The organism is Haloarchaeobius iranensis, assembly GCF_900103505.1.
In the GTDB taxonomy this organism is placed as follows: domain Archaea; phylum Halobacteriota; class Halobacteria; order Halobacteriales; family Natrialbaceae; genus Haloarchaeobius; species Haloarchaeobius iranensis.
Genome location: NZ_FNIA01000021.1, coordinates 14246 through 34597, shown reverse-complemented (window position 1 = coordinate 34597; position 20352 = coordinate 14246). Strand labels below are relative to the sequence as shown.

At 65.5% G+C, this 20352-nt stretch carries 20 protein-coding genes and 1 pseudogene; 8 read left to right on the top strand and 13 right to left on the bottom strand.

Translation table 11 applies throughout. The features are described 5' to 3' along the window. Positions 1–3: 3 nt before the first annotated feature. The 5 genes from BLT27_RS15240 to BLT27_RS15220 form a co-directional block, all read right to left on the bottom strand. Positions 4–870, bottom strand: coding sequence for a cobalt-precorrin-4/precorrin-4 C(11)-methyltransferase (locus BLT27_RS15240; RefSeq protein WP_089735408.1), 867 nt, complete (start codon positions 868–870; stop codon positions 4–6). After that, complete coding sequence (locus tag BLT27_RS15235) at positions 867–1721, bottom strand: cobalt-factor II C(20)-methyltransferase (protein WP_089735406.1); 855 nt, start codon at positions 1719–1721, stop codon at positions 867–869. Before BLT27_RS15235 ends, BLT27_RS15240 begins: the two co-directional genes overlap by 4 nt. After that, entirely contained in the window at positions 1718–2287 is a 570-nt protein-coding gene (gene cbiT, locus BLT27_RS15230) for a precorrin-6Y C5,15-methyltransferase (decarboxylating) subunit CbiT (RefSeq protein ID WP_089735404.1), read from the bottom strand. The genes BLT27_RS15235 and cbiT overlap by 4 nt, the downstream gene beginning before the upstream one ends. A 327-nt stretch (positions 2288–2614) precedes the next feature. After that, the gene (arsB, locus tag BLT27_RS15225; RefSeq protein ID WP_089735402.1) at positions 2615–3781 is read right to left on the bottom strand and encodes an ACR3 family arsenite efflux transporter; all 1167 of its coding nucleotides are present in this window, start codon (positions 3779–3781) and stop codon (positions 2615–2617) included. Continuing rightward, a complete protein-coding gene (locus BLT27_RS15220) occupies positions 3774–4172 on the bottom strand; it encodes an ArsR/SmtB family transcription factor (protein WP_089735400.1) in 399 nt (132 codons plus the stop codon). The genes arsB and BLT27_RS15220 overlap by 8 nt, the downstream gene beginning before the upstream one ends. Positions 4173–4555: 383 nt before the next feature. On the opposite strand from BLT27_RS15220, the gene BLT27_RS20240 reads away from it, so the two are divergent. Further along, entirely contained in the window at positions 4556–4732 is a 177-nt protein-coding gene (locus tag BLT27_RS20240; RefSeq protein WP_245707792.1) for a RidA family protein, read from the top strand. Positions 4733–4833: 101 nt separating this feature from the next. Here the strand turns inward: BLT27_RS20240 and BLT27_RS15210 are convergent, their stop codons facing one another. Together BLT27_RS15210 and BLT27_RS15205 are read right to left on the bottom strand one after the other, a co-directional pair. Further along, positions 4834–7239, bottom strand: a complete 2406-nt coding sequence (locus BLT27_RS15210) for a DUF2309 domain-containing protein (protein WP_089735398.1) — start codon at positions 7237–7239, stop codon at positions 4834–4836. Continuing rightward, a complete protein-coding gene (locus tag BLT27_RS15205) occupies positions 7229–8716 on the bottom strand; it encodes a proton-conducting transporter transmembrane domain-containing protein (protein WP_089735450.1) in 1488 nt (495 codons plus the stop codon). Before BLT27_RS15205 ends, BLT27_RS15210 begins: the two co-directional genes overlap by 11 nt. Before the next feature lie 420 nt (positions 8717–9136). Here BLT27_RS15205 and BLT27_RS20235 point away from each other — a divergent pair. After that, positions 9137–9253, top strand: a pseudogene (locus BLT27_RS20235) (amidohydrolase family protein); the annotation flags it as partial. Here BLT27_RS20235 and BLT27_RS15195 read toward each other — a convergent pair. The 4 genes from BLT27_RS15195 to BLT27_RS15180 all read right to left on the bottom strand — a co-directional run bounded on the left by BLT27_RS15195 (position 9250) and on the right by BLT27_RS15180 (position 13343). Beyond that, on the bottom strand, positions 9250–9735 hold the full coding sequence (locus tag BLT27_RS15195; protein WP_089735394.1) for an Lrp/AsnC family transcriptional regulator: 486 nt from the start codon (positions 9733–9735) through the stop codon (positions 9250–9252). The pseudogene BLT27_RS20235 and the gene BLT27_RS15195 sit on opposite strands and share 4 nt — an antisense overlap. Before the next feature lie 232 nt (positions 9736–9967). Beyond that, positions 9968–10840: a universal stress protein gene (locus BLT27_RS15190; protein ID WP_089735392.1), complete on the bottom strand. Its 873-nt coding sequence runs from the start codon at positions 10838–10840 to the stop codon at positions 9968–9970. 63 nt (positions 10841–10903) lie between these two features. Then, on the bottom strand, positions 10904–12292 hold the full coding sequence (locus BLT27_RS15185) for a hemolysin family protein (RefSeq protein ID WP_089735390.1): 1389 nt from the start codon (positions 12290–12292) through the stop codon (positions 10904–10906). A gap of 73 nt (positions 12293–12365) precedes the next feature. After that, a complete protein-coding gene (locus BLT27_RS15180) occupies positions 12366–13343 on the bottom strand; it encodes an AIR synthase family protein (RefSeq protein WP_089735387.1) in 978 nt (325 codons plus the stop codon). Positions 13344–13442: 99 nt separating this feature from the next. Between BLT27_RS15180 and BLT27_RS15175 the strand changes: the two genes are divergently transcribed. The 5 genes from BLT27_RS15175 to BLT27_RS15155 all read left to right on the top strand — a co-directional run bounded on the left by BLT27_RS15175 (position 13443) and on the right by BLT27_RS15155 (position 18268). Next, positions 13443–14495 carry a pyridoxal-phosphate-dependent aminotransferase family protein gene (locus BLT27_RS15175; RefSeq protein WP_089735385.1) on the top strand — a complete coding sequence of 351 codons (1053 nt, stop codon included), beginning with the start codon at positions 13443–13445 and terminating at the stop codon, positions 14493–14495. Between the two features lie 211 nt (positions 14496–14706). After that, on the top strand, positions 14707–14916 hold the full coding sequence (locus BLT27_RS15170) for a DUF7512 family protein (protein ID WP_089735383.1): 210 nt from the start codon (positions 14707–14709) through the stop codon (positions 14914–14916). Beyond that, positions 14913–15953 (top strand): sulfite exporter TauE/SafE family protein, encoded by a 1041-nt coding sequence (locus tag BLT27_RS15165; protein ID WP_390255084.1) that lies wholly within the window; start codon positions 14913–14915, stop codon positions 15951–15953. The genes BLT27_RS15170 and BLT27_RS15165 overlap by 4 nt, the downstream gene beginning before the upstream one ends. Before the next feature lie 174 nt (positions 15954–16127). Beyond that, positions 16128–17321: an MBL fold metallo-hydrolase gene (locus BLT27_RS15160; RefSeq protein ID WP_089735381.1), complete on the top strand. Its 1194-nt coding sequence runs from the start codon at positions 16128–16130 to the stop codon at positions 17319–17321. Positions 17322–17467: 146 nt separating this feature from the next. Further along, positions 17468–18268 (top strand): high-potential iron-sulfur protein, encoded by an 801-nt coding sequence (locus tag BLT27_RS15155; protein WP_089735379.1) that lies wholly within the window; start codon positions 17468–17470, stop codon positions 18266–18268. Here the strand turns inward: BLT27_RS15155 and BLT27_RS15150 are convergent, their stop codons facing one another. Next, a complete protein-coding gene (locus BLT27_RS15150) occupies positions 18269–19126 on the bottom strand; it encodes a universal stress protein (protein WP_089735376.1) in 858 nt (285 codons plus the stop codon). Between the two features lie 240 nt (positions 19127–19366). On the opposite strand from BLT27_RS15150, the gene BLT27_RS19900 reads away from it, so the two are divergent. Beyond that, complete coding sequence (locus BLT27_RS19900; protein ID WP_175526482.1) at positions 19367–19537, top strand: hypothetical protein; 171 nt, start codon at positions 19367–19369, stop codon at positions 19535–19537. A gap of 1 nt (position 19538) precedes the next feature. Here BLT27_RS19900 and BLT27_RS15145 read toward each other — a convergent pair whose 3' ends face one another. Beyond that, positions 19539–20276: a type 1 glutamine amidotransferase gene (locus BLT27_RS15145; protein ID WP_089735374.1), complete on the bottom strand. Its 738-nt coding sequence runs from the start codon at positions 20274–20276 to the stop codon at positions 19539–19541. Positions 20277–20352 lie beyond the last annotated feature (76 nt).

The window sequence follows — 20352 nt, the reverse complement described above, 5'->3', positions numbered from 1 at the left end:
GAGTCAGTCGTCTGCTTCGCTCTCGGTGGAATCGCGGTTCGCCCAGTCACCGTACAGGTAGGAGCGCTCGTAGCCCGCTTTTCGCGCCGCGTCGCCGATGATGACGAGCGCGGACGCACGGTAGCCGGCTGCCTCCAGACGCTCGCCGATCGTCCCGATGGTCCCCTCGATGACCGCCTCGTCCGGCCACGAGGCGTGATAGACCACCGTCACCGGCGTCTCCGGGTCGTGACCGTCGTCGAGGAGGCGGTCCATCGTTTCGGCGACCGCGTGGGTGCCGAGGTAGATGCAGGTCGTCACGTCGCCCATCTCGACGAACTCACCGACGTGATCGTCCTCGGGGTCGAGGGTCTTCCCGCGAGGGCGAGTGAACGCGACGTGGTTGGCCACGCCGTTCAGCGTGAGCTGGGTCCGGAGCGTCGCGCTTGCTGCGAACGCCGCGGTCACGCCGGGGACGATGTAGGTCGGAACGCCCTCGTGTTCCAGTGCGTCCATCTGCTCTAATGCTGCGCCGTAGATCGCCGGGTCGCCGCTGTGGAGACGAACGACAGTCCGCCCCGCCTCGTAGGCGTCCCGCATCAGCGGCACCAACTCCTCCAGGTCCTTGCCGATGCTCGAGACCTGCTCGGCGTCCGCACAGTATTCCTCGAGGAGTTCGCTGTTGACCAGCGAACCCGCGTGGACGACGAGGTCTGCCGCCTCGACCAGCTCCTTACCGGTGACCGTGAGGAGCCCTGGGTCGCCGGGACCGGCGCCGATGAACGGGATTCCCTCCTGTCTCTCGCCCGCAGTTCGCTCCCGAATCCGGGGGTCCCGCTCTGCCGCTCGGCTGGTGGACTCCGCGTCGATGGCGTCCTGCGGGTCGGTCATCGTGGCGGACCCTCCGGTACTTCGTCGCCGCAGGCCTCACCTTCGGCTCGCTCCATCGACACGGACCCACGCTGACACTCATCCCCGGACCGGGGTTCTGAAGCAGGCTGTGTCCCGCCATCGGTCTCCGCCCTCGGTCGGGTGCCGGAGCCGCGCTCCGACTCGCTCTCCTGGAAGGCCGCAGTCGCTGGCTCCGAATCGAGGTCGTGTTTCTCCGCGTACGCCAGCGTGTAGTAGTCACGGTCGTCCAGCGTGCTGGGGTCGCGCGTCACGACTGTCTCGCCCTGCTCCATGCAGAGTCGGCGGCCGTACAGCACGTCGTAGCCTGCGTCGACGAGCCGTTCGTGGGTCGTCGGGACATCGGTGACCTTGAACAGGAGCATCCGGTCCGGTCCGGTCGGTGCCGCACCACGAGGGGCCTCGTGAAGGGTGAGACTCGCCCCGGCGGAAATCTCGACGCCGAGAGCGGTAGTGAAGGCCGTCACGGCGCTCACTCCGGGAACGACCTCGACCTCGACATCGGCGTGGAACGCGGAGAGCGTACGCCGCAGGTGGCCGAACGTCGAATAGACGTTCGGGTCGCCGAGCGTGACGAACGCTGCAGTTCCGTCGCGAGCGCGGGGTGCAATCTCTTCGGCGGCCTCGCGCCACGCCTGCCGGAGTTCGTCCTCGTCGCGAGTCATCGGGAAGTCGACGTCACCGATTCGGTCCTCGGGGACGTGTTCGACCGCGACCGACCGGGAGAGGCGTCCCGGCGAGTAGACGACGTCCGCCGCTTCGAGGACGCGCCGTCCGCGGACGGTCACGAGGTCGGCGCTGCCGGGCCCGAGGCCGATGCCGTAGAGGGTCATCGCCGCCCCCCGTCTGCCGCGACGGCATCGGTCCCGCCGACCAGCATGTACACCGGGTTGTCGGAATCGAAACTCGTCGCGCCGGCGAGTTCGTACCCGTGACTCACCTGGAACTGCACGACTGCTTCGAGGAGGCCCCGCTCGCGGAACGCCTCGGTGGCGGCCCCGGCGACTTCGAGCCGGGAAACGTTCATGACGATGCGGTCGACCGCGGTCTCGACTGCGTGGTCGAGGACCGCCTCGTAGTTCCGGCTACCGCCGAGGAACAGGGCGTCTGCGTCGTCGGGTAACCCTTCGGGAGCTTCGGCTCTCCGGAGTTCGACGTCCCCGGTCAGGTCGTTGGCAGCGAGATTCTTCCTGGTGGTTTCGACCCGTTCTGCGTTTCGTTCGAGTGCAGTGACCCGGCCCGCGCGCCGTGCCGCCTCGATGGTCACGGCACCGGTACACGAGCCGACCTCCGCGAAGTGGTCGGTCGGCCCGAGGTCGAGTTTGCTGAGAAGGACGGCCCTGACCTCCGGCTTCGTCGGACCGGCCTTCGCATCGTGTGGGAGCGATACGTTTGCCATCGCCGAATACAACTGCACTGACCCGTAAAACAATTATGGTTGTTTTAGGAAAATCTAGATTGTACACCCTCGTCGAAGTCTGGGCCATCCCAATCGCACGCTCTCCGAGTCACACTTCCTTCAGTTCGCGGCCAGGAGAGGCGACGTTGCCGAAGAACCGGCCGAAACCGGGGAAGTCGGCGTTCTCCAGTGCAAACGAAACGCCACTCGGTAGCGGATTCCGGCTCAGCTCGCAGGCCCCCTCGACTATCACCGCTACGGTGGTCGGATGGTTCTCGTCGGCGGGGTCAGTCGCCGCAAGAACCGACCGGCTGCCCTCGCCCCTCGTCAGTCGTCTTCGGCTGGTGAGCCCGAGTGAGATGTCCCGAGTTCTCCGGTCGTGGCACCACTCCAGTCGAACTTGCGCTGGAAGTACAGGGCGACGTTGACCAGTGCGAGCAGGACGGGAACCTCGATGAGCGGGCCGACGACGGTCGTGAATGCGACGCCGGAGCCGACCCCGAACACCGCAACGGCCACCGCGATCGCGAGTTCGAAGTTGTTGGAGGCGGCAGTGAAGCCGATGGCCGTCGTGGTCGAATAGTCCGCCCCGATGCCTTTGCCCATCCCGAAGCTCACGAGGAACATCACGACGAAGTAGATGGTCAGCGGGACGGCGATGAGGAGCACGTCACCGGGCGAGGCGACGATATTCTCGCCCTGCGTGGCGAACATCACGATGACCGTGAACAGCAAGGCGACGAGCGTGAGTGGGTCGATCTTCGGAACCACCTCCTCGTCGTACCACTCCTCGCTCTTGGCTCGCGTGCCGACGTACCGGGTAAGGAACCCGCCGAGGAAGGGGATTCCGAGGAAGACGACGATGGCTTCGAACACCTGCATCGGCGTCACGTTGAACGTCTCGATGCCCGCGACGAGCGTCTCCATCCCGAGAAGTGGCGGGAGGAACAGCCCGAAGAACCAGACGTACACCCCGTAGGTGACGATCTGGAAGAGGCTGTTGAATGCGACCAGACCGGTCACGTACTCAGTCGAGCCCTCTGCGAGTTCGTTCCAGACGAGCACCATCGCGACACAGCGGGCCATCCCGATGAACACGAGCCCGAGGAAGAACTCGGGGCGGGCTGGCAGGCCGGGCACGAGTCCACTGAAGAAGATCACGGCAAGTCCGAACATGAGCGTCGGCCCGATCAGCCAGTTCTGGACGAGGCTCAACCCGAGAACGCGCCAGTTGCTGAAGACGGCCCGGAGCTGCGAGTAGTTCGCCTTCGCCAGCGGCGGGTACATCATCAGGACGAGGCCGATCTCGACGAGATGGAACTCCTGGATGGGTTGGGTTACAGCTGGGACGACGAAGCCGAGGCCGACGCCGATGGCCATCGCACCGAGAATCCAGACGGTGAGGTACTTGTCGAGGAAGTCCATCGACCGCGGGTCGCCACAGCTCTCACAGTCGCAGTTCGGGTCGTGCTCGTGGCTGTCGACGTCACTCATCGCTCACGCTCCCCTCGAGGACGGTGACGAGCGCGACGGCCCGGTTCGTCGCACGGTACTTCTTCCACCGACCGTCCTTTCGGCCGTCGACGAGTCCCGCCTCGACGAGCTTCGAGAGCCCGTGGCTGAGCCCGCTCTCGCTCACGTCGACGACCGCGTTCAGCTCACAGACGCAGAGCTCCTCCCGCGCGGCGACGAGAACACGGACGAGCGTATACCGCGTCTCGTTCGAGAGCGCCGACAGCACGTCGAGTTCAGCGTCCACCTGCGCCGTCCCGATTGCGGCTTCGAGCGTGCCGAGTTCGTCGAGTCGGGCCACGACATCCTCGCTGCGGCACTCCCCGAGTTCGTCATCGAGATAGCGGCGAAGTCGTTCTGTTGCTTCTGCCATCGGAACTGAATTGAGTATATCTTCAATTAATAGTTGTGATGCGCGCGGCTGCACCGACCAAAAAACCTCTTTGCACTGCGTTAGTTCCACTGAGCAGGGGCGGACGAGGAATTTAGTTGAAAACTCCATCAATCGTTTTATGAGGGCGAACTCGGTGACCCAGGCACAGCCAAGTCGTGCCAGTGCGAGCAGCCGCAAGCAGCGTGACGGAACGGGATTCATCGGCGGCTATGGGAAGAAAACGGGAGAGTCGGACCTCCTCTTCATCGAAGGCCAACTGCCGGAGGATGGGGACCGGATCGCGAACGATGCATCCCCCGTGCGTCAGCTCGAATTGTGTTTGGGGGAACCTCGAAGCCCAGCTTGAACAGCACGGGAAAGAGATGAGCGACGTTCTACAGCTCACCCTGTATCTCGCCGAGATGGATGCATACCAGCGGGTGAACGACACCTACGAGCACTACTTCGATGAGGCGTACCCAGCCCGGACAACCGTCGGCGTCTGCGAACTGCTCGGCGGTGCTGCAGTCACCGTTGATTCGGTCGTCGCCATGGAATAGGAGAGGTCGTTACACTTCCCTTCTCGGACAGGGCGGAGTCGCAGGCCTGGAGGAGAGCCAGAGCACCCCACCGAGTCCACCCGGGGCAGATTCGGGTTCGGCTAGTCGTCTGCGACAGCCTGCGCGCTCGGAATCTCCGGAGCCGCTTCGGTCCGTTCGGGCTCTGGCACCCACTCCAAGGACTCCTCGTAGTGGAAGACGCGGTGTTCCCGAGTCGGGTCGACGACCGTCAGCGAGAGCCAGTCGTTGTCCAGCAGTTGGGTCAGGTTCTCGTGGTCGGCCAGGACCTCGGTGACCCGCTCGACCGGCGCGTGGACCACCGTCGAGAGACGGAGCGGTTGGTGGTACGGTTCGTCGTCCGCGGTCATCAGCGACTGGAGCGGGAGCCCCGTCAGCAGGTCGCCGCCGTTGCCCTGATAGACGCCGACGTTGCCGACCGGGTTCTGTGTCGCCTTCGACCCGCTGCCGTAGACGGCGTTGTCGACCGTCGAGAAGTAGTACTGGGCGTTGATCCACTGGGTGACGACCATGGGACCAGTGAGGATGGCCTCCAGCGCGTCTCCGTGGGGGTCAGTCGACCAGTCGTACGAGTGGAGGAACGCGCGCCCGTCGAGGTCACAGCCGCTCGTCAACTCGCGGGGACCGATGACGAAGCCGGCGTTGCCGGCCAGCCCCCACTCGGGACGCGTCTCGGCCCAGTCGGCGGCACGGCGTTCCGTCTCGGAAACGCCGCTCGAGCCGTCGGCGCCCAGCGCCTCGGCGCGCTCGGCGGTCGCGTCCTCGCGAGCAACCGTGAGGTCCGCCCGCAACCTGTCCAGGTCGTCCGCGTGGCTCTCGGGCACGTCGCCCGCGAACAGTTCCACCTCGTCGGTCGTCGTGTTGTGCTGTCCGGCCACGAAGATCGTGTCATCGGGGATCTCGAACCCTCTCTCGCGGAGGTCGGCCTTGACGGCCTCGTCGTTACAGATATTCGCCAGGACGCGCGCACTCGGCCCGCCGGGGTTGCCCGCGCAGGCACCGCAGTCCAGGCTCGCGTCGTAGGGGTTGTTCGCCGTCTCGCTGGCGTGGCCCGTGAAGACGACGAGGCGACCGAACTCCTCGAACCCCATCAACTCGAAGGCAGTCCCAGCGTACTCGACCTTCTCCTCGTGGGTCAGCCCCACCGGCAGGTCGCCGGCGTAGGTGTGCTGGTGGTGCACCAGCGGCTCACAGAACTCGCGCTCGTCCGGCACCAGTTCGGCCGCGGCGTCGACCACGTCGTGGACGCGCCCGGGGACGAGCGTCCTGGCCGCGAGTGAGAGCCCGTAGCCGCTCCCGGCGGTCTCGACGTACCCGTAAGCGGTGGCGGCGTTGGCCTCCAGTATCTCTATGACCTCATCGGCGGCCGCACGGATTCCCGACCAGCGGTCGTGACGTGCGTGTGTGTCGTCATCGGTCGGATAGTCGACGACGTGATGCTGTGGGTCGAGGATCGGCGGACAGGCATCGACCGACACGTCGGCATCGTATCCCCGATACTCCATCGGGATGCCGAAGAACCCAGCGTACCCGTGGGTCTCGTAGTCGCCCGTGGCCTCGATGTGGCGGCGGATGATCTCGGAGCGGGTGTCGATACAGAAGACCAACTGGATGTCCGGGCGGCCAGTCTTCTCGCTGTCGTCCATCGACCGGCTCCGAGCCGCGACGGTCCCGACGAGGTCGTCGCGGTAGGTCGCCTCCCACGCACGCAGGAACACCTGTGCGGGGTCATCCGCCGGGTTATCGGCTGTGATGTCGGGGTCCGGCTCGATGTCGGCGTCGATGGCATCCAGCAGTGCCAGACGGACCGCGAGGTACCCTTCCAGCGAAATCGGATACGTCGACTGCCACACGCCCCCGTCCTCGGCGCGCCGCTTGATGAACCCGGTCCAGCCCGGGAGCGCCGCCAGTTGCTCCTCGAGGATGGGCACCCACTGGGCGTCCGGGTACGAGGACAGGACCGACTCGATAGCCTCGAACGGCGATTCGGGCAGGTCGGCGACGACCCCCTCGCTGGGGATGTCGCCGTCGTATTCCGCCATTCCACGGAAGGCAGCGTAGAAGCCCGCCTCGCGGTTCGGCATCGACCAGTGGGCACTCCCCTCGTCGAGGAAGGCCGACAGCCACTTCGTCAGCACCCTGTCGACGCGGTCCGTGGCGGTGTCCGCGTCACCGTTCTCCGCGTCGCCCCCGTCGCGCATACGGTCGAGTATCGCCTCCGGACTGTCATCGTAGCCTGCTTCGGCGAGTTCGTCTGCGAGTATCTCCCGGTCGATCTGGCCGCGTTCCAGCGCCGTTGCGAGCGTCCGGGCACTCGGGAGGCCACGGCCGCCCAGGAGGGTGGCTGCCTCCTCGACAGCCTCGCCGAACGGCCGGTGCTCGAAGCCCGAGAGCGGGTTCGCCGTCACGAACGAGTGAACGGGCCAGCGCGAGCCGACGGTGGTCGCTGCTTCGTCGATGCTGTCGCGGATGGCGGATTCAGTACTCATCGTAGTCCTCCCTGGCTGTCAGTAGGGTGTCAGATGACGGTTGGGTGGCATTCAGCAGCGCCACGTAGAGACGTTGGCTGTGCTCGTGGATGCCGGTCTCGATCGCGACGTAGATACCGACGAAGGCGACGGCGACGATGCCGTGAAGCAGGGTCAGTTCGGTCGTTGCCGCACTGACAGCCAGCAGGCCCGAGACGCCCTCGTAGACAACGGCGTAGACGACGATTGCCGGGAAGAACACCAGCGGGACGGCCCCGTAGCGGGCGAGCGTCGGGAGCGAGGTGTGCTGGACCGTGCTGCGGGCCGCGTGCAGCGTGGTGAAGACGACGAAGAAGGTCAGCAGGAGACCGCTGTCGACGTTCGCCCCCTTCCCCGTCAGCACCGTGAACACCGCGCCGCCGCCGAGTCCGGTCAGCACCGCCACGACGAAGCCGACGGCACTCGTCGCACCCCCGAGCGTGTGCTCGGTGGTCTCGCTCGGGCTCGCGTGTTCGACGCGTTCGCCGGAGCTGAGGAACTGATAGGCCTTGTAGAACCCGTGCAGGATGAGGTGGGTGATCGCGGCCCCGAAGAACCCGAGGCCGGCCTGCATTATCATAAAGCCCATCTGGCCGACCGTGGAGCAGCCGAGCTTGCCCTTGATGTCCGTCTGGACCGACTTCAGGAGCTTCCCGCCGCCCGCACTCGCCGCGCCGACGGCGACCACTGCGAGCATGAACCTGGAGTCGACCGTGATGACCGGGGCGAAGCGGGTCAGCAGGATGCCACCCGCGTTGACGAATCCGGCGTGCATCAGCGCGGACGCGGGCGTCGGTGCGGTCATCGAGGAGAGCAGCCAGCTGTGGAACGGGATGAGGGCCGACTGGATCATCGCCGCGAGCACGAGCGCGCCGGCGGCGAGCAGCCACATCGGACCACCGAGCGCGTCGGCGGCCGTGCCGATTCCGGAGACCGTCGTGGTGCCGGTCGCCCACCACAACGCCGCCAGCGCAACCCCGAGCAGCGCGCTACTGGCGATGAAGTACCTGCGAGCGACCGCCGCGGCGGCCTGTGCCTGTTCCCAGCCCTCGTTGGTACCGATGAGCTCGGCCATCAACAGACCCATCGCCACCCACAGGAACCCGAACAGTGCGACGTGGTCGGCCGCGACGAGGGCCATCACGACCGCGGTGAACCCGAACGTGGCGAGGAAGAACCTCGTTTTGTGGGTGCGACCGGCCATGTAGCGGCGCGAGTAGCTGTGAACGATACCACTGAAGAAGGCGACCACCACCCACATGAGAACGGTCAGACCGTCGATGACGACCAACCCTGGGAGCTCCCACACTTCACCGAACCGAATTCTGGCGACGAGGACGGCCAGACTCACCACGAACAGCGACCACACGACCCTCGTTAGTGCAACGGGCACGAACGGCGAATCCACCGCCGTGTCCGGGAGCGCTCCGACCGTTTGGTTCGAGCTGTGTCCTGACATCGTCCATTCCATCCGACCACGCATCGCGGCACCCGAGACGACCCGGCTGGTCCGCTTCTGGTCGAGTTCGAGGACATCTTGAACAGAACGTTTGTTAAATCTATCTATGTTCCCAATATGTTCGCAAAAATAGAATTAAAGAACGTTATGATTCTACAGCGACGTGCGGAGAGGCCCGGTAGCGCGGGTCAGGGAGGATGCTCGCGAAACGACCCGACGTATCGCCGGGAGACGGGCCCGTATCGGTCGCGCCGTCGAAAGCGACCAGATTCCGCCTGCCCGGGAACGGGTAGTCACTGCCGTCCTGGTCGCGAACCTAGGCAGCGACCGACACCGACGTGGGGAGTGCCTGCTGGAGACATCGGACCTGCCGGCGGCCGTTGTGCTCGACGAGTCGGTCCCGGTGGTAGTCAGTCCCCGCGCGAAGCACGCCTCGTCCTGGACGGTGACTCGGACAATCTGACGGGCTCTGTCGACCCAGTACTGGCAGTCGTTCGACGCGCGACCGAGCTGGACGTCGAACGTGTCCTCGTCTAGGTGCCGTCTCCTCGCTGGGTCTCGGAGTCGAACTTGCCGAAGGGCGTCGTCTCGTGGCTCCGTACGAGAACCTCGTCGGCGACGGTGAGCCCCATGTCGAGGAGCTCCTGTGCGACGGGTGTGATATCGCCGTCCGTCTCGCCGACTGCAGTGACCAGGAGGTTCTGTTCACCAGTGACCAGCTCCTGGACCGATACGACGCCATCGATGTCTAAGATATCCGGAACGAGGTCGCCACGTTCGGGGATCGTAGCGGTACAGTAGAGCAGCATTCGGAGCGGATAGCCTGACCGCTGATAGTCGACGCTGGCGCTGTATCCTTTGATTACGCCGTTCGATTCGAGACGCTGGATGCGCTTGCGGACAGTGCTGTCGGAGGTCCCGGTCCGCTCCGCGATGTCTCCGGACGCCATGTTCCGAGCGTCTTCCTGGAGTGCATAGAGGATGGCTCTGTCGACATCGTCGATCTCATCGTCGGTCATATCCGTGTGTCTGCGGCAAAGCTACTTTACCTTTGTACGTCGCTCGGGTTTCCAACCCTGCTTTCGCCGCCCTGCCTCCCAGCGGGGTCTCACGTACAGGAAGATGCCGGGCGGTCGTGAGGAAGTCCGTCCAGGGTGGCTGGCGTACGCGTCGAGGGCCCCACCTTCGCCGCCTGGCGGAGTGGCGGTGAAACGCGGCCGGTAACGTCCCAGTAGCAGGGTCTCCTCTGTGTCACTCACTCGGCTCCGCGAGTGTCATCACGGGAACCGGTGCGGAGCGGACGGTGTTCTCGGCGACACTCCCAAGCAGGATACGGTCCGTGCCCCGTCGCCCCGTCGTCCCCATCCCGACTGCGTGTATCTCGTTCGACTCGATACAGTCGAGTATCCCCTCGACCGGCGTTCCGTGTTCGATGTGGGTGACGGTGTTCTTGACCCCACGCTCCTCGGCTGTCGAGACCACAGTCTCGACGGCGTCGGTCGCGGCGGCTTCGCTGTCCTTCCCGGACGTCACTGACCGGACATCGAGCCCGAGTGCAGCGTCGTCCACGACCGAGAGGACGTGGAGCGTCGCATCCAGCTGTGCCGCGAACTCGACCAGCTGGTCCGCAGCAGCGGTCGCCGCGGCGCTCCCGTCCGTCGGGACGAGGATGTTCTCGTAGGGGAACGCGAACGTCTCGTCGGGCTGCATGCGAACTGTAAGAACTGGAACCGGGGAGAGTCGGACCACCTTCTCGGAGACACTCCCAGCCAGGTATCTCGAGACCCCTTCGCGGCCGTGGGTTGGCATGACGACCAGGTCCTGGTCGTACCGCTCGGCGTAGTCGACGATCGTCGGGGCGGGGTTGCCCTGTACGATGTCGGTGTCGTACGCAGCGCCGAGGGTGTCGAGCGTCTTTGCAGCCTCCTCGACTACCTCCTCGCCCTGTTGTACGAGCGCGTCGACGGTTTCGCCGTCGACGACGGTGATGCTGTCGCGGGTCGTGTCGGCAACGTAGAGCACCTGGATTGTCGCGTCGGCCCAGTGAGCGAGCTCGCTCGTGTGGTGGAGTGCTGCAGCGGCTCCGTCGCTGCCGTCGAAGGGGAACAGGATGTTGTCGTACATCTCTCGTTGGGAGACGGTACGTCGGCCCGGTCCCTAATCGTTTGGACCTCTACCGAAAGGCCGTCAGTCTTGGTCGCCCTCGTCGACCGACGGTTCGCCGTCTGCCCGGTCCTCGACAGCGGGTTCGACGGTCACCCGTGCCTTCTGAATCCGGGTGTCCTCGACCTGTTCGGCCCGCAGGGTCACGTTTTCGTACTCGAACTCCTCTCCCTGTTCGACGAGGCGGCCGGCGCGGTTGAAGATGAAGCCGGCGATGGTCTCGAACTCCTCGCCCTCGGGGAGCTCTATACCGAGGGCCTCGTTCACCTCGTCGATATTGACCTCGCCGCGAACCAGCACCTCGTTGTCGTGGACGAACTCCATCGGGTGCTCCTCGTCGCCGACCAGTATCTCGCCGACGATCTCCTCGAGGACGTCCTCCATCGTGATGAGCCCCTGGGTCGCGCCGAACTCGTCCATGACGATAACCATGTGCAGCCGGTTCTCGCGCATCTCCGTGAGCAGTTCGTCGACGCTCTTGGACTCGGGCACGTGGAGCGTCGGCCTGACGACGTCGGCGACCTCGAGCTCGGAGAAGCTATCGTAGTCGGAGTCCTCGAGCTCCCGGATGTCGAAGACACCGGTCACGTTGTCCAGCGAACCGTCGTAGGCCGGGAGGCGGGCGTGCCCCGACTTGATACAGCTCTCGATGGCCTCGTCGACCGACGCGTGGACCGAGACGGCGGCCATGTCGAGGCGTGGGGTCATCACCTCCTTCGCACTCGCGTCGGTGAACCGCAACGTGCGCTGGAGCATCTGGCGTTCCTCCTCGTTGAGGACCCCCTCGCGCTCGCCCGTCTTGATCATGTTCCGGATCTCGTCGCGGGAGACGTACGTCGACTCTATCGAGGAGCTGCCGCCGGTGAGTCTGTTCACGACGCCCGTCAGATGGTAGAACAGGAAGATGAGCGGCCAGAGCACCTTCTCTACGACTTTCAGCCCCCGTGCGACGCGCCGGGCGTGGAGTTCCGTGTTCTCGACCGCGTAGGACTTGGGTGCGCTCTCGCCGAATATCAGCACCATCGAGGTGATACCGAGCGACGAGACGATGACCGCCGTCCCCGGGTCGAAGTAGAAGCCGACCAGCGTGGTCGAGACGGAGGACATCGTGATGTTGACCATGTTGTTCCCGACGAGGATGGTCACGAGCAGCCGGTGGGGGTCCTCCTTGAGGGACTTGACCGCGTTCGCTCCGCGCTTGCCCTCTTCGACCATCGCGTCGATCTGGTGGGTCGGCAGGGAGAACAGTGCGATCTCCGAGGAGGAGAAGAAGCCCGAGCCGACGAGCAGCAGCCCTATCAGGACGACACCGACGAGGGTGATTTGTGTCTGTGCCAGTTCGATACCGAGGACGGGCACGGTGTATAGTGGGAGCTCGATCCCGGACACAGCTGTGAGCACTGGAGAACCCATCGTTCGTGGAAGTTACCGGAACTGGGAATTAAACCCTGCGTGACGGACTCGGGAACGCACTGGCGGACGGCGCTCACTCCCAGAGGTCGTACATGTCGTCGCGCACGCTGTCCCGGTACTGTCGGCCATCGGTGTGGACTCCGATGGCTGCTGGGTCGTCGGCGGCCGAGACGGACGCGATGACCGTCGCATCGAGCCCCTCGGATTCGAGCGACGAGACCACGCGCTCCGACTTCCCTGCCGGAACGGTGGCGAGCATCGCACCAGAGCCGAGGATTCGAAGCGGGTCGACGCCCATCGCGGCACAGAGTCGACGGGTCTCGTCCCTGATGGGGACGGCTTCACTGTCGAGTTCGATGGAGACATCGGAGGCACAGGCGAGCTCGACGAGTCCGTTGAGCACGCCCCCCTCGGTGGGGTCGTGCATCGCGGTCGCGACCGGAGCGAGCACGGCTGACTCGGGGAGCACGCTCACGTCGTCGAAGAACGCCGCCGCGCGGTCGACAGTGGCCGACTCGACGCCAGCGTCGAGTAGGGTGTCGCGGAAATCCGTCGCCAGGACCGCGCTCCCCTCGATACCGGCCCACTTCGTGAGTAGCACGACGTCCCCTGGGTTCGCGCCCGAGGTCGGCACGTAGCGGTCGGTCGGACCCATACAGGTGAGCGAGAGGAGCGGCCTGTCGAGTGCGGCGAGTGTCTCGGTGTGGCCGCTGACGATCGTGATACCGAGTCGACGAGCCTCCGCGTCGAGTTGCCCGGTCACGGTGTCGAGATGTCCCTCGTCCTCGTCGGGCAGGAAGATGGTGCTCACCAGCCACTCGGGGATGCCACCACAGGCAGCCACGTCGTTGCTCGCGATGGCGACGCCGAGGGTACCGATTCGTTCGGCGGCGAGCGAGATCGGGTCGGTGCTGACGACGAGTGTCGAGCCGTCGGCCGCGATGGCGGCGGCGTCCTCGCCGTAGCCGGCGCCGACGAGCAAGTCGTCGTTTGCTGCGCCCGTGCGCGAGAAGATGTACTGCTCGAGGTCCGCGGGCGAGAGTTTGCTCATGGCCACCTGTGGGTGTGGTGTCTCCTTGTGCTTTCTCGTCGCGGGCGGTCCGTCCGAGCATCCCCCACGGCTAAGCCTCGTGGCCCGCAACGTCGACCCATGCAGATGACACCCGGCCCGACGGCCGTGCCGCCGCGGGTCCGCGAGCGCATGAGCGAGCCGATGCCGAACCCTGACGTCGAGCAGTCCTTCTTCGAGCTCTACGACGACGTCTGCGGGAAGCTCCAGCGTGTCTACGGGACCGACGACGACGTCGTCGTGATGGGTGGCGAGGGAATCCTCGGCCTGGAGGCCGCTATCGCGTCCACGGTCGGTCCGGGCGACGAGGTGCTGTGCGTCTCGAACGGGCTGTACGGCGACGGCTTCGCGGACTTCGTCGAGAGCTACGGCGGCGAGCCGACGGTGGTCGGGGCCGAGTACACTGAGCCACTGGACGTGGGCGGGGTCGAGGCCGAGCTTGAACGGGGCGACTACGAGCTCGCCACGATGGTCCACTGCGAGACCCCGACGGGAACGCTGAACGACATCGAGCCAGTGTTGGAACTGCTCGACGACTACGGTGTACTGACCATCGTGGATGCGGTCTCCTCCCTCGGCGGGACGCCGGTCCCTGACGAGTACATCGACATCAACCTCGGGGCGTCCCAGAAGGCGTTCAGCTCCCCGCCGGGGCTGACGACCGCCGCGGTCAGCGACAGGGCGTGGGAGGTAGCCACGGAGCGGGACCCCGACTCGCTCTACACGAACCTGCTCCCGTGGCGCGACACGGCCGAGCGGTTCCCGTACACCCATCTGGCCGCAAACGTCGCCGCGCTCGACGAGTCGCTCTCGCTGTTGCTCGAGGAGGGGTTGGAGTCGGTGTACGAGCGACACGAGCGGGCAGCAACGCACTGTCGCGAGCGGGGGGCGGAGCTGGGGCTCGAGCTGTATCCGCCGGCGGAGCGCAGCGCACCGACCGTCACCGCGTTCCACCTGCCCGGACGAGCCGAAGCAGCGCAGGGGGAGCTCGCGTCCGAGCACGACGTCGTGCTCTCGACCGGCCTCGGTGAGCTGGCGGGCGACATCCTCCGGGTCGGTCACATGGGATACAATGCAGAGGTCGAGAAGGTCGACCGTGTGCTGGACGCTCTGGCGACGGTTCTGACCGCGTAGGCCGGGGCCGCGCCAGGCGCTGTTCCTGTGCGAGCTGAAAATCAGGTTCGCCGACAGGTGTAGCTACACGTAACTTATGCATCCGTACGCGTCTGTTATGGCGATATAGTATTGTACGATAATCCCAAAACTGTTATCTACCCTCCTCGATTACGGTCTACCGTGCAGAATTCCAATATCCACGCAAGACCGTTCGGATGGGTGAGTATCGATGTTAGGTATTGAGGCGCTGAGCGGGAACGCTCTCGCGGCGGCACTGGTCGGAATCGTGCTCTTCGAGGCGCTCCTCCTGTACGTCGGCTACGGGGCGCTGGAGTCCGTGGTCGGGGCCTCAGTCCGTCGTGTCCTCGAAGGTGAGTGCAAGGTCGCAGACGTACTACTTCGGCGTTGCTCGACGGCGACCGGAGGTGCCGACAAATGATGGAGCTGATGGGGGTCGGTGTGGACCTGTTGCTACTCTTCACCGGCTTCGGCCTGCTCATCGGCATCCTGTTCGGGTTCTTCGGGATGGGCGGCTCTTTCCTCGTCACGCCCGCGCTACTCGTGATGGGGTACGAGCCGAACGTCGCGGTCGGTTCCGGACTGGCCTTCGTGTTCGGTACCTCCGTCATCGCGACGCTCAAACACCGTGACCTCGGCCAGGTCGACTACAAGCTCGGCATCCTGATGATCGCCGGGACCACGGCCGGCATCGAGGTCGGCAAGCTCGGGCTCGAGTACCTGCAACACATCGGGCTCGCCGGCACGATCGTCAGCGTCGCGTACGTCCTCCTGCTTGGCGGCATCGGTGTGTTCGTCACGCGTGAAGCGCTCAAAGGCGGTGACGGTGGCGGCATCGACCACGACGCCGAGGGCGAAATCGACGCCGACGACATCCCCGACATCGCCAAGAAGATCCAGTCGTATCGGTTCCCACCGATGATGAAGCTCCGTGGTGGGGTCAGGGTCTCGCTCTGGCTCATCCTCCTGGTCGCGTTCGCGACCGGGCTGCTCTCGGGGTTCCTCGGCGTGGGCGGCGGGTTCATCCGGATGCCCGCGCTGTTCTACCTCATCGGCGTGCCGGTTCCTGTCGCGGTCGGGACGGACCTGTTCGAGATCGTCTTCTCCGGCGGTCTGGGCAGCTTCCTCTACGCGCAGTCCGGCGCGGTGGACCTCAGCATCGTCGTCCCGCTGCTCGCGGGTAGCGCACTGGGGGCGCGCCTCGGTGCGGCCGCGACGAGCCTGGTCGAAGAGGACGACATCAAGGTGTACTTCGGTGTGATGCTGCTGCTCGGTGCCATCGCGGTCGCCGTCCGCGAGATCGGTGGGGTCCTCGAGATGCCCATCCTCGACACCGTCAGCCTCGTCATCATCCTCGGAGCCGCACTGCTCGTCAGTGGCGCAGTCACCTACAGCGCCATCCAGGAGCTGCGCCGTGACGAGTCCGAGTCCGCGCCTGCGGCGTCGTTCAGCGACTGACGGCAGGACTGTATTGCTTCTAATTTGCACTTCTATTCTCCTATACTCACCCTTCCAGACCCATATAAGCGCCCTGTAGGGTGTTTTGTCTCTGAATTCCGCTATCCAATATTCGTTGTATTGCACAAATCTCACAAGATATAAGGTGACCCATCCCCAAACGGTGAGTGTAACATGGATGCAGACGACTTCCCGACACCCGATGTCGAGGTCGACGAGATCGAACCGGACGAACTGAAGCAGCGGATCGACGACGGCGAGGACGTGACCATCCTCGACGCTCGGATGAACGGTGACTTCGACGAGTGGCACATCGAGGGTGCAAACGTCGAGATCGCCAACGTCCCGTACTTCCACTTCCTCGAGGACGAGGTCGAGGACAGCATCCTCGAACAGGTTCCCGAGGGGGAACCGCTCGTGGTGCTCTGTGCGAAGGGCGGGGCCAGCGCGTACGTCGCGGGCAAGCTCGCGGAGAACGGCCGCGACGTCGTCCACCTGGACGAAGGCATGAACGGTTGGGCACGCATCTACGAGCGCGTCGAGGTGGCGCGCTACGATGGGCCCGGGACGCTCTACCAGTACCAGCGCCCGTCGAGTGGCTGTCTGGGCTACCTCCTCGTCTCCGGCGGCGAGGCGGCAGTGGTCGACCCCCTCCGCGCGTTCACCGACCGCTACCTCGATGACGCGGCCGCGCTCGACGCCGAACTGACCTACGCGTTCGACACGCACATCCACGCCGACCACATCTCCGGCGTCCGCGAGCTGGACGAGGAGGGCGTCACCGGCGTCATCCCTGAGGCCGCGCGCCAGCGCAACGTCACCTACATCGACGAGCTCGTCTCCGCCGAGAGTGGCGACGAGTTCGCCGTCGGCGACGCGACCGTCGAGACGGTGTACACGCCGGGCCACACCAGCGGCATGACCTCCTACCTTCTCGGGGGCAGCCTGCTCGCGACGGGAGACGGGCTGTTCGTCGAGAGCGTCGCCCGTCCCGACCTCGAGGAGGGTGACGAGGGTGCGCCAGACGCGGCGCGCCAGCTCTACGAGTCGCTTCAGACGAAGGTCCTGACGCTCGACGACGAGGTCCTCGTCGGGGGTGCGCACTTCAGCGACGCAGCCGAGCCCGCCGAGGACGGGACCTACACCGCTCCCATCGGCCAGCTCCGCGAGGAGATGGACGCACTCACGATGGACGAGGAGGACTTCGTCGACGTCGTGCTCGACGACATGCCCCCGCGTCCCGCGAACTACGAGGACATCATCGCGACGAACCTCGGCCAGCAGAGCGCCGACGACGAGGAGGCGTTCGAGCTCGAACTCGGCCCGAACAACTGTGCTGCCAGTCAGGACGCCCTGACCGGCGACTGAGCGGTTCCATAGCGGCCTGACCGTGGGCTGCCGTGTTCTCCTTCCGTTTCGCCGTGGGCCAACACGACGTTTTCGAACAGCTATAAGCTGGAGTTAGGACGAGTACAAAGTTCATAATTTTATATGATAGTAACTGACGTGCACGTATGGAGGAACCGAAATCCGGTGCTGGCGCCGCCTACCACTACTGGAGCCGGCGACACTACCTGGTCGCGACGGGGGGAATCGCAGCACTGAGTGGCTGCCTCGGTGGTGACGGCGAAAGCACTGATGGCGGTGGGACGACCACTGCCGGAGCCACCCCGACCACGATGGCCGACGACGGGGAGGAACTCCCGGACGGCGTTTCGGCTGAGGAGTTCGAGAACGGGCCCGTCCCCGAACCGTATCGTACGGCCGTCTCCCTCGGCGGCGAGCAGCGGAACGCGGACGAGCTGTTCGCCAAGGGCGACGTGCAGTTCTCCGAGTACGACGAGGCTCTGGAGAACGACGCCCACCAGCCGGGCCGCTGTTGTGCGAACTGCGACGATTTCGTTCCCGACAGGAACGGGGACGCCTTCGGCGCGTGTTCGGCGGTCCAGGGGTACATCGACGGTGCGGATTGGTGTAGCGTCTGGGAGGAACTGCCCGAGCCCAGTGTCCCGGAGGGGCTGACGGAGTCAGAGCTCCCGACTGCGCAGGTGCCAGCGGAGTACCGGACAGCCAGCTCACAAGGTGGGGAGGAGCGCGACCCGGACGAACTCAACGCCCAGGAGGCGGTTCAGCTGATGGAGTCGGTCGAGGCCATCGCCGACGGGCTGGGACAGCCCGGTCAGTCTTGTGGCAACTGCGCGGAGTTCGTCCCGGACAAGAACGGAGACGGGTGGGGAGCCTGTGCGAAGGTCGAGGGCTACGTGGCGGTCGAGGACTGGTGCAGCATCTGGGAGCACGTCACCGAGGAGCTGTGATCACCGGCTCCCCGCCGGCGGCACGAGCAGGACGTTGCAGTCGGCACGTGCAGTGACCTCCTCGGAGACGCTGCCCAGGAGGAGCCGCCGCATCCGGCTTCGACCGCGCGAGCCCATGAGAACGCTGGTCGGCTGGAACTGCTGCTCCGCCGCTAGTATCTCCTCGACGGCCGCTCCCTCTCGAACGACGACTCGCGTCTCGATACCGCGCTCCTCGAGCTGATCGGCGAGTTCGCCCAGCCGGGCCTCCGCGTCCGAGACGGCGTCGGGGTCACCGTTTGCCCGGCGGCCCGGCGGTGCGACGTGGAGGAGGGTCACCTCCTGGGCGGCGGTCTCGAGGTGGTCGAACTGCTCGAACGCCCGCTCGGCGTTCTCCGAGAAGTCCGTCGCGTACAGTATCCGCTGGAAGAGGTGCTCGGCGGCGACCTCGTGGTCCTCCTCGCCGTGTTCGAGGATACGCTGCACGAGCAGTGGCCGCGCCGCGGTTCGGGCGACGTTCCGCGCGGTGCCCCCGATGAACCGCTGTTCCAGGGGACTCTGCCCGCGTGACCCCACGATAAGGAGGTCGGCGTCGATACGCTCGGCGAGCCCGTTGATCCGACGGTGTGGCGTGCCCCGCATCACGTGCGTCCGGACGCCGAACCCCTCGGCTTCGAGTTTCCCGCGCTGGCGTTCGAGGCCTCGCTTCGTGCGGCCACCGATGTCGCTTCCCGGCATCCCGGCGGTCACGTTCGGGCTCGTGACGGTGACGAGGTCGATCTCGTCGATTCCGTACCGCTGCAGGCACTCGAGACAGGTTCGTGACTCGATAGCGGTCTCGATGGCGTCGGACAGGTCGGTTGCAAGTACTGCGCGCATACGTACCGCTACGGGGAGCTCGCTAATCAGTATTGTGCATAAGTGTGTCTTCTACGTACGGGCAACCGGGTGCTTGACCCGGTGAATCACCTAGAAATGGGCTTACTGAAGTATCAAGTCGGTGCGGGTAGACGCTTTGATAGAGCTATATTGTACTAGAGCCACAAGATTGATTGTCGGGTCGCGGGTGAGTGTAGCCATGAACGCTCACGGTTCACTCGTGGTCCCCGGGGAGGCGTGGTGGCGATGATCCAGGTGCTGGCCAGGAGTTCACTGGCCTGGCTCGTCATCGGGTTCGTCGTTCCGGTGGTCCTCGTCGCGTTCGGCACGTACGTCGGCGTACTGATGGCGCTCCAGGAGTTCTTCGGTGCGGAGTCGTGGGAGGACGCTGTCGACGGAGGGAACGAGTGAGTCAGTACGGATGGCCGTATGCAGGGCTCGTGCCCGGTTGATGTGACGCGGTCAGTTCGAGGAAGTTCGCGAAGACGGCCTTCGCCGCCTCGGCTGCGGCCACGGACTCGTCGGTGATTCCGTCGCGGACCTGCTCGATGCGCTCCTCGGGGAGGTCCTTCCCCTCGGTGACCCAGACCGCGGTCTGCCGGTCGTACTCCGGGTGGAACTGCAGGCCGTAGCTGCTGCCGACTCTGTAGGCCTGGACGCCGTTGTCGTTTCGCGCCAGGACTGTCGCGCCCTGTGGGAGCTCCGCCACGCGGTCGGAGTGGGTCTCGAAACTGACGAACTGGGCCGGAATCCCGTCGAAGAGCGGGTCCTCGCCGACGCGCGAGGCCTCCCGGTAGCCCAGCTCGTACTCGCCCATATCGACCACACGGCCGCCGAGGGCCTGCGCGATGAACTGGTGGCCCCAGCAGATGCCGAGGATCGGGACGTCCGCCGCGTGGACACGGCGCACCCAGGCCGTGGCCTCGTGTATCCAGTCCCGGTCCTCGTAGACCGCGGTCTGCGACCCGCTGACGACGACCCCGTCGTAGCGCCACTCCGGACTGGCGACGGTCGGCGGGAGCTCCCCTGCCGGCAGCTTGTAGACGTCGATGTCCACGTCCGGCGACGCCGCCTCGAGCTCGCGGACGAGGTTGCGCTCTGCTGGGGTCTCGCCGAGCGACGCGTCGAGGACTACAACGTGTCGGGTCATGGTGGACAGTACGCGGTGCGGCCATATAGTATTTCGTGTTCGATACACAATTAGATGGGATGGCTGTGCTAGAGAA

Excerpts from the sequence above, each read along its gene's own strand:
- BLT27_RS15240 (WP_089735408.1), bottom strand. The coding sequence starts at position 870 with ATGACCGACCCGCAGGACGCCATCGACGCGGAGTCCACCAGCCGAGCG.
- BLT27_RS15235 (WP_089735406.1), bottom strand. The coding sequence starts at position 1,721 with ATGACCCTCTACGGCATCGGCCTCGGGCCCGGCAGCGCCGACCTCGTG.
- cbiT (WP_089735404.1), bottom strand. The coding sequence starts at position 2,287 with ATGGCAAACGTATCGCTCCCACACGATGCGAAGGCCGGTCCGACGAAG.
- arsB (WP_089735402.1), bottom strand. The coding sequence starts at position 3,781 with ATGAGTGACGTCGACAGCCACGAGCACGACCCGAACTGCGACTGTGAG.
- BLT27_RS15220 (WP_089735400.1), bottom strand. The coding sequence starts at position 4,172 with ATGGCAGAAGCAACAGAACGACTTCGCCGCTATCTCGATGACGAACTC.
- BLT27_RS20240 (WP_245707792.1), top strand. The coding sequence starts at position 4,556 with ATGAGCGACGTTCTACAGCTCACCCTGTATCTCGCCGAGATGGATGCA.
- BLT27_RS15210 (WP_089735398.1), bottom strand. The coding sequence starts at position 7,239 with ATGAGTACTGAATCCGCCATCCGCGACAGCATCGACGAAGCAGCGACC.
- BLT27_RS15205 (WP_089735450.1), bottom strand. The coding sequence starts at position 8,716 with ATGTCAGGACACAGCTCGAACCAAACGGTCGGAGCGCTCCCGGACACG.
- BLT27_RS15195 (WP_089735394.1), bottom strand. The coding sequence starts at position 9,735 with ATGACCGACGATGAGATCGACGATGTCGACAGAGCCATCCTCTATGCA.
- BLT27_RS15190 (WP_089735392.1), bottom strand. The coding sequence starts at position 10,840 with ATGTACGACAACATCCTGTTCCCCTTCGACGGCAGCGACGGAGCCGCT.
- BLT27_RS15185 (WP_089735390.1), bottom strand. The coding sequence starts at position 12,292 with ATGGGTTCTCCAGTGCTCACAGCTGTGTCCGGGATCGAGCTCCCACTA.
- BLT27_RS15180 (WP_089735387.1), bottom strand. The coding sequence starts at position 13,343 with ATGAGCAAACTCTCGCCCGCGGACCTCGAGCAGTACATCTTCTCGCGC.
- BLT27_RS15175 (WP_089735385.1), top strand. The coding sequence starts at position 13,443 with ATGCAGATGACACCCGGCCCGACGGCCGTGCCGCCGCGGGTCCGCGAG.
- BLT27_RS15170 (WP_089735383.1), top strand. The coding sequence starts at position 14,707 with ATGTTAGGTATTGAGGCGCTGAGCGGGAACGCTCTCGCGGCGGCACTG.
- BLT27_RS15165 (WP_390255084.1), top strand. The coding sequence starts at position 14,913 with ATGATGGAGCTGATGGGGGTCGGTGTGGACCTGTTGCTACTCTTCACC.
- BLT27_RS15160 (WP_089735381.1), top strand. The coding sequence starts at position 16,128 with ATGGATGCAGACGACTTCCCGACACCCGATGTCGAGGTCGACGAGATC.
- BLT27_RS15155 (WP_089735379.1), top strand. The coding sequence starts at position 17,468 with ATGGAGGAACCGAAATCCGGTGCTGGCGCCGCCTACCACTACTGGAGC.
- BLT27_RS15150 (WP_089735376.1), bottom strand. The coding sequence starts at position 19,126 with ATGCGCGCAGTACTTGCAACCGACCTGTCCGACGCCATCGAGACCGCT.
- BLT27_RS15145 (WP_089735374.1), bottom strand. The coding sequence starts at position 20,276 with ATGACCCGACACGTTGTAGTCCTCGACGCGTCGCTCGGCGAGACCCCA.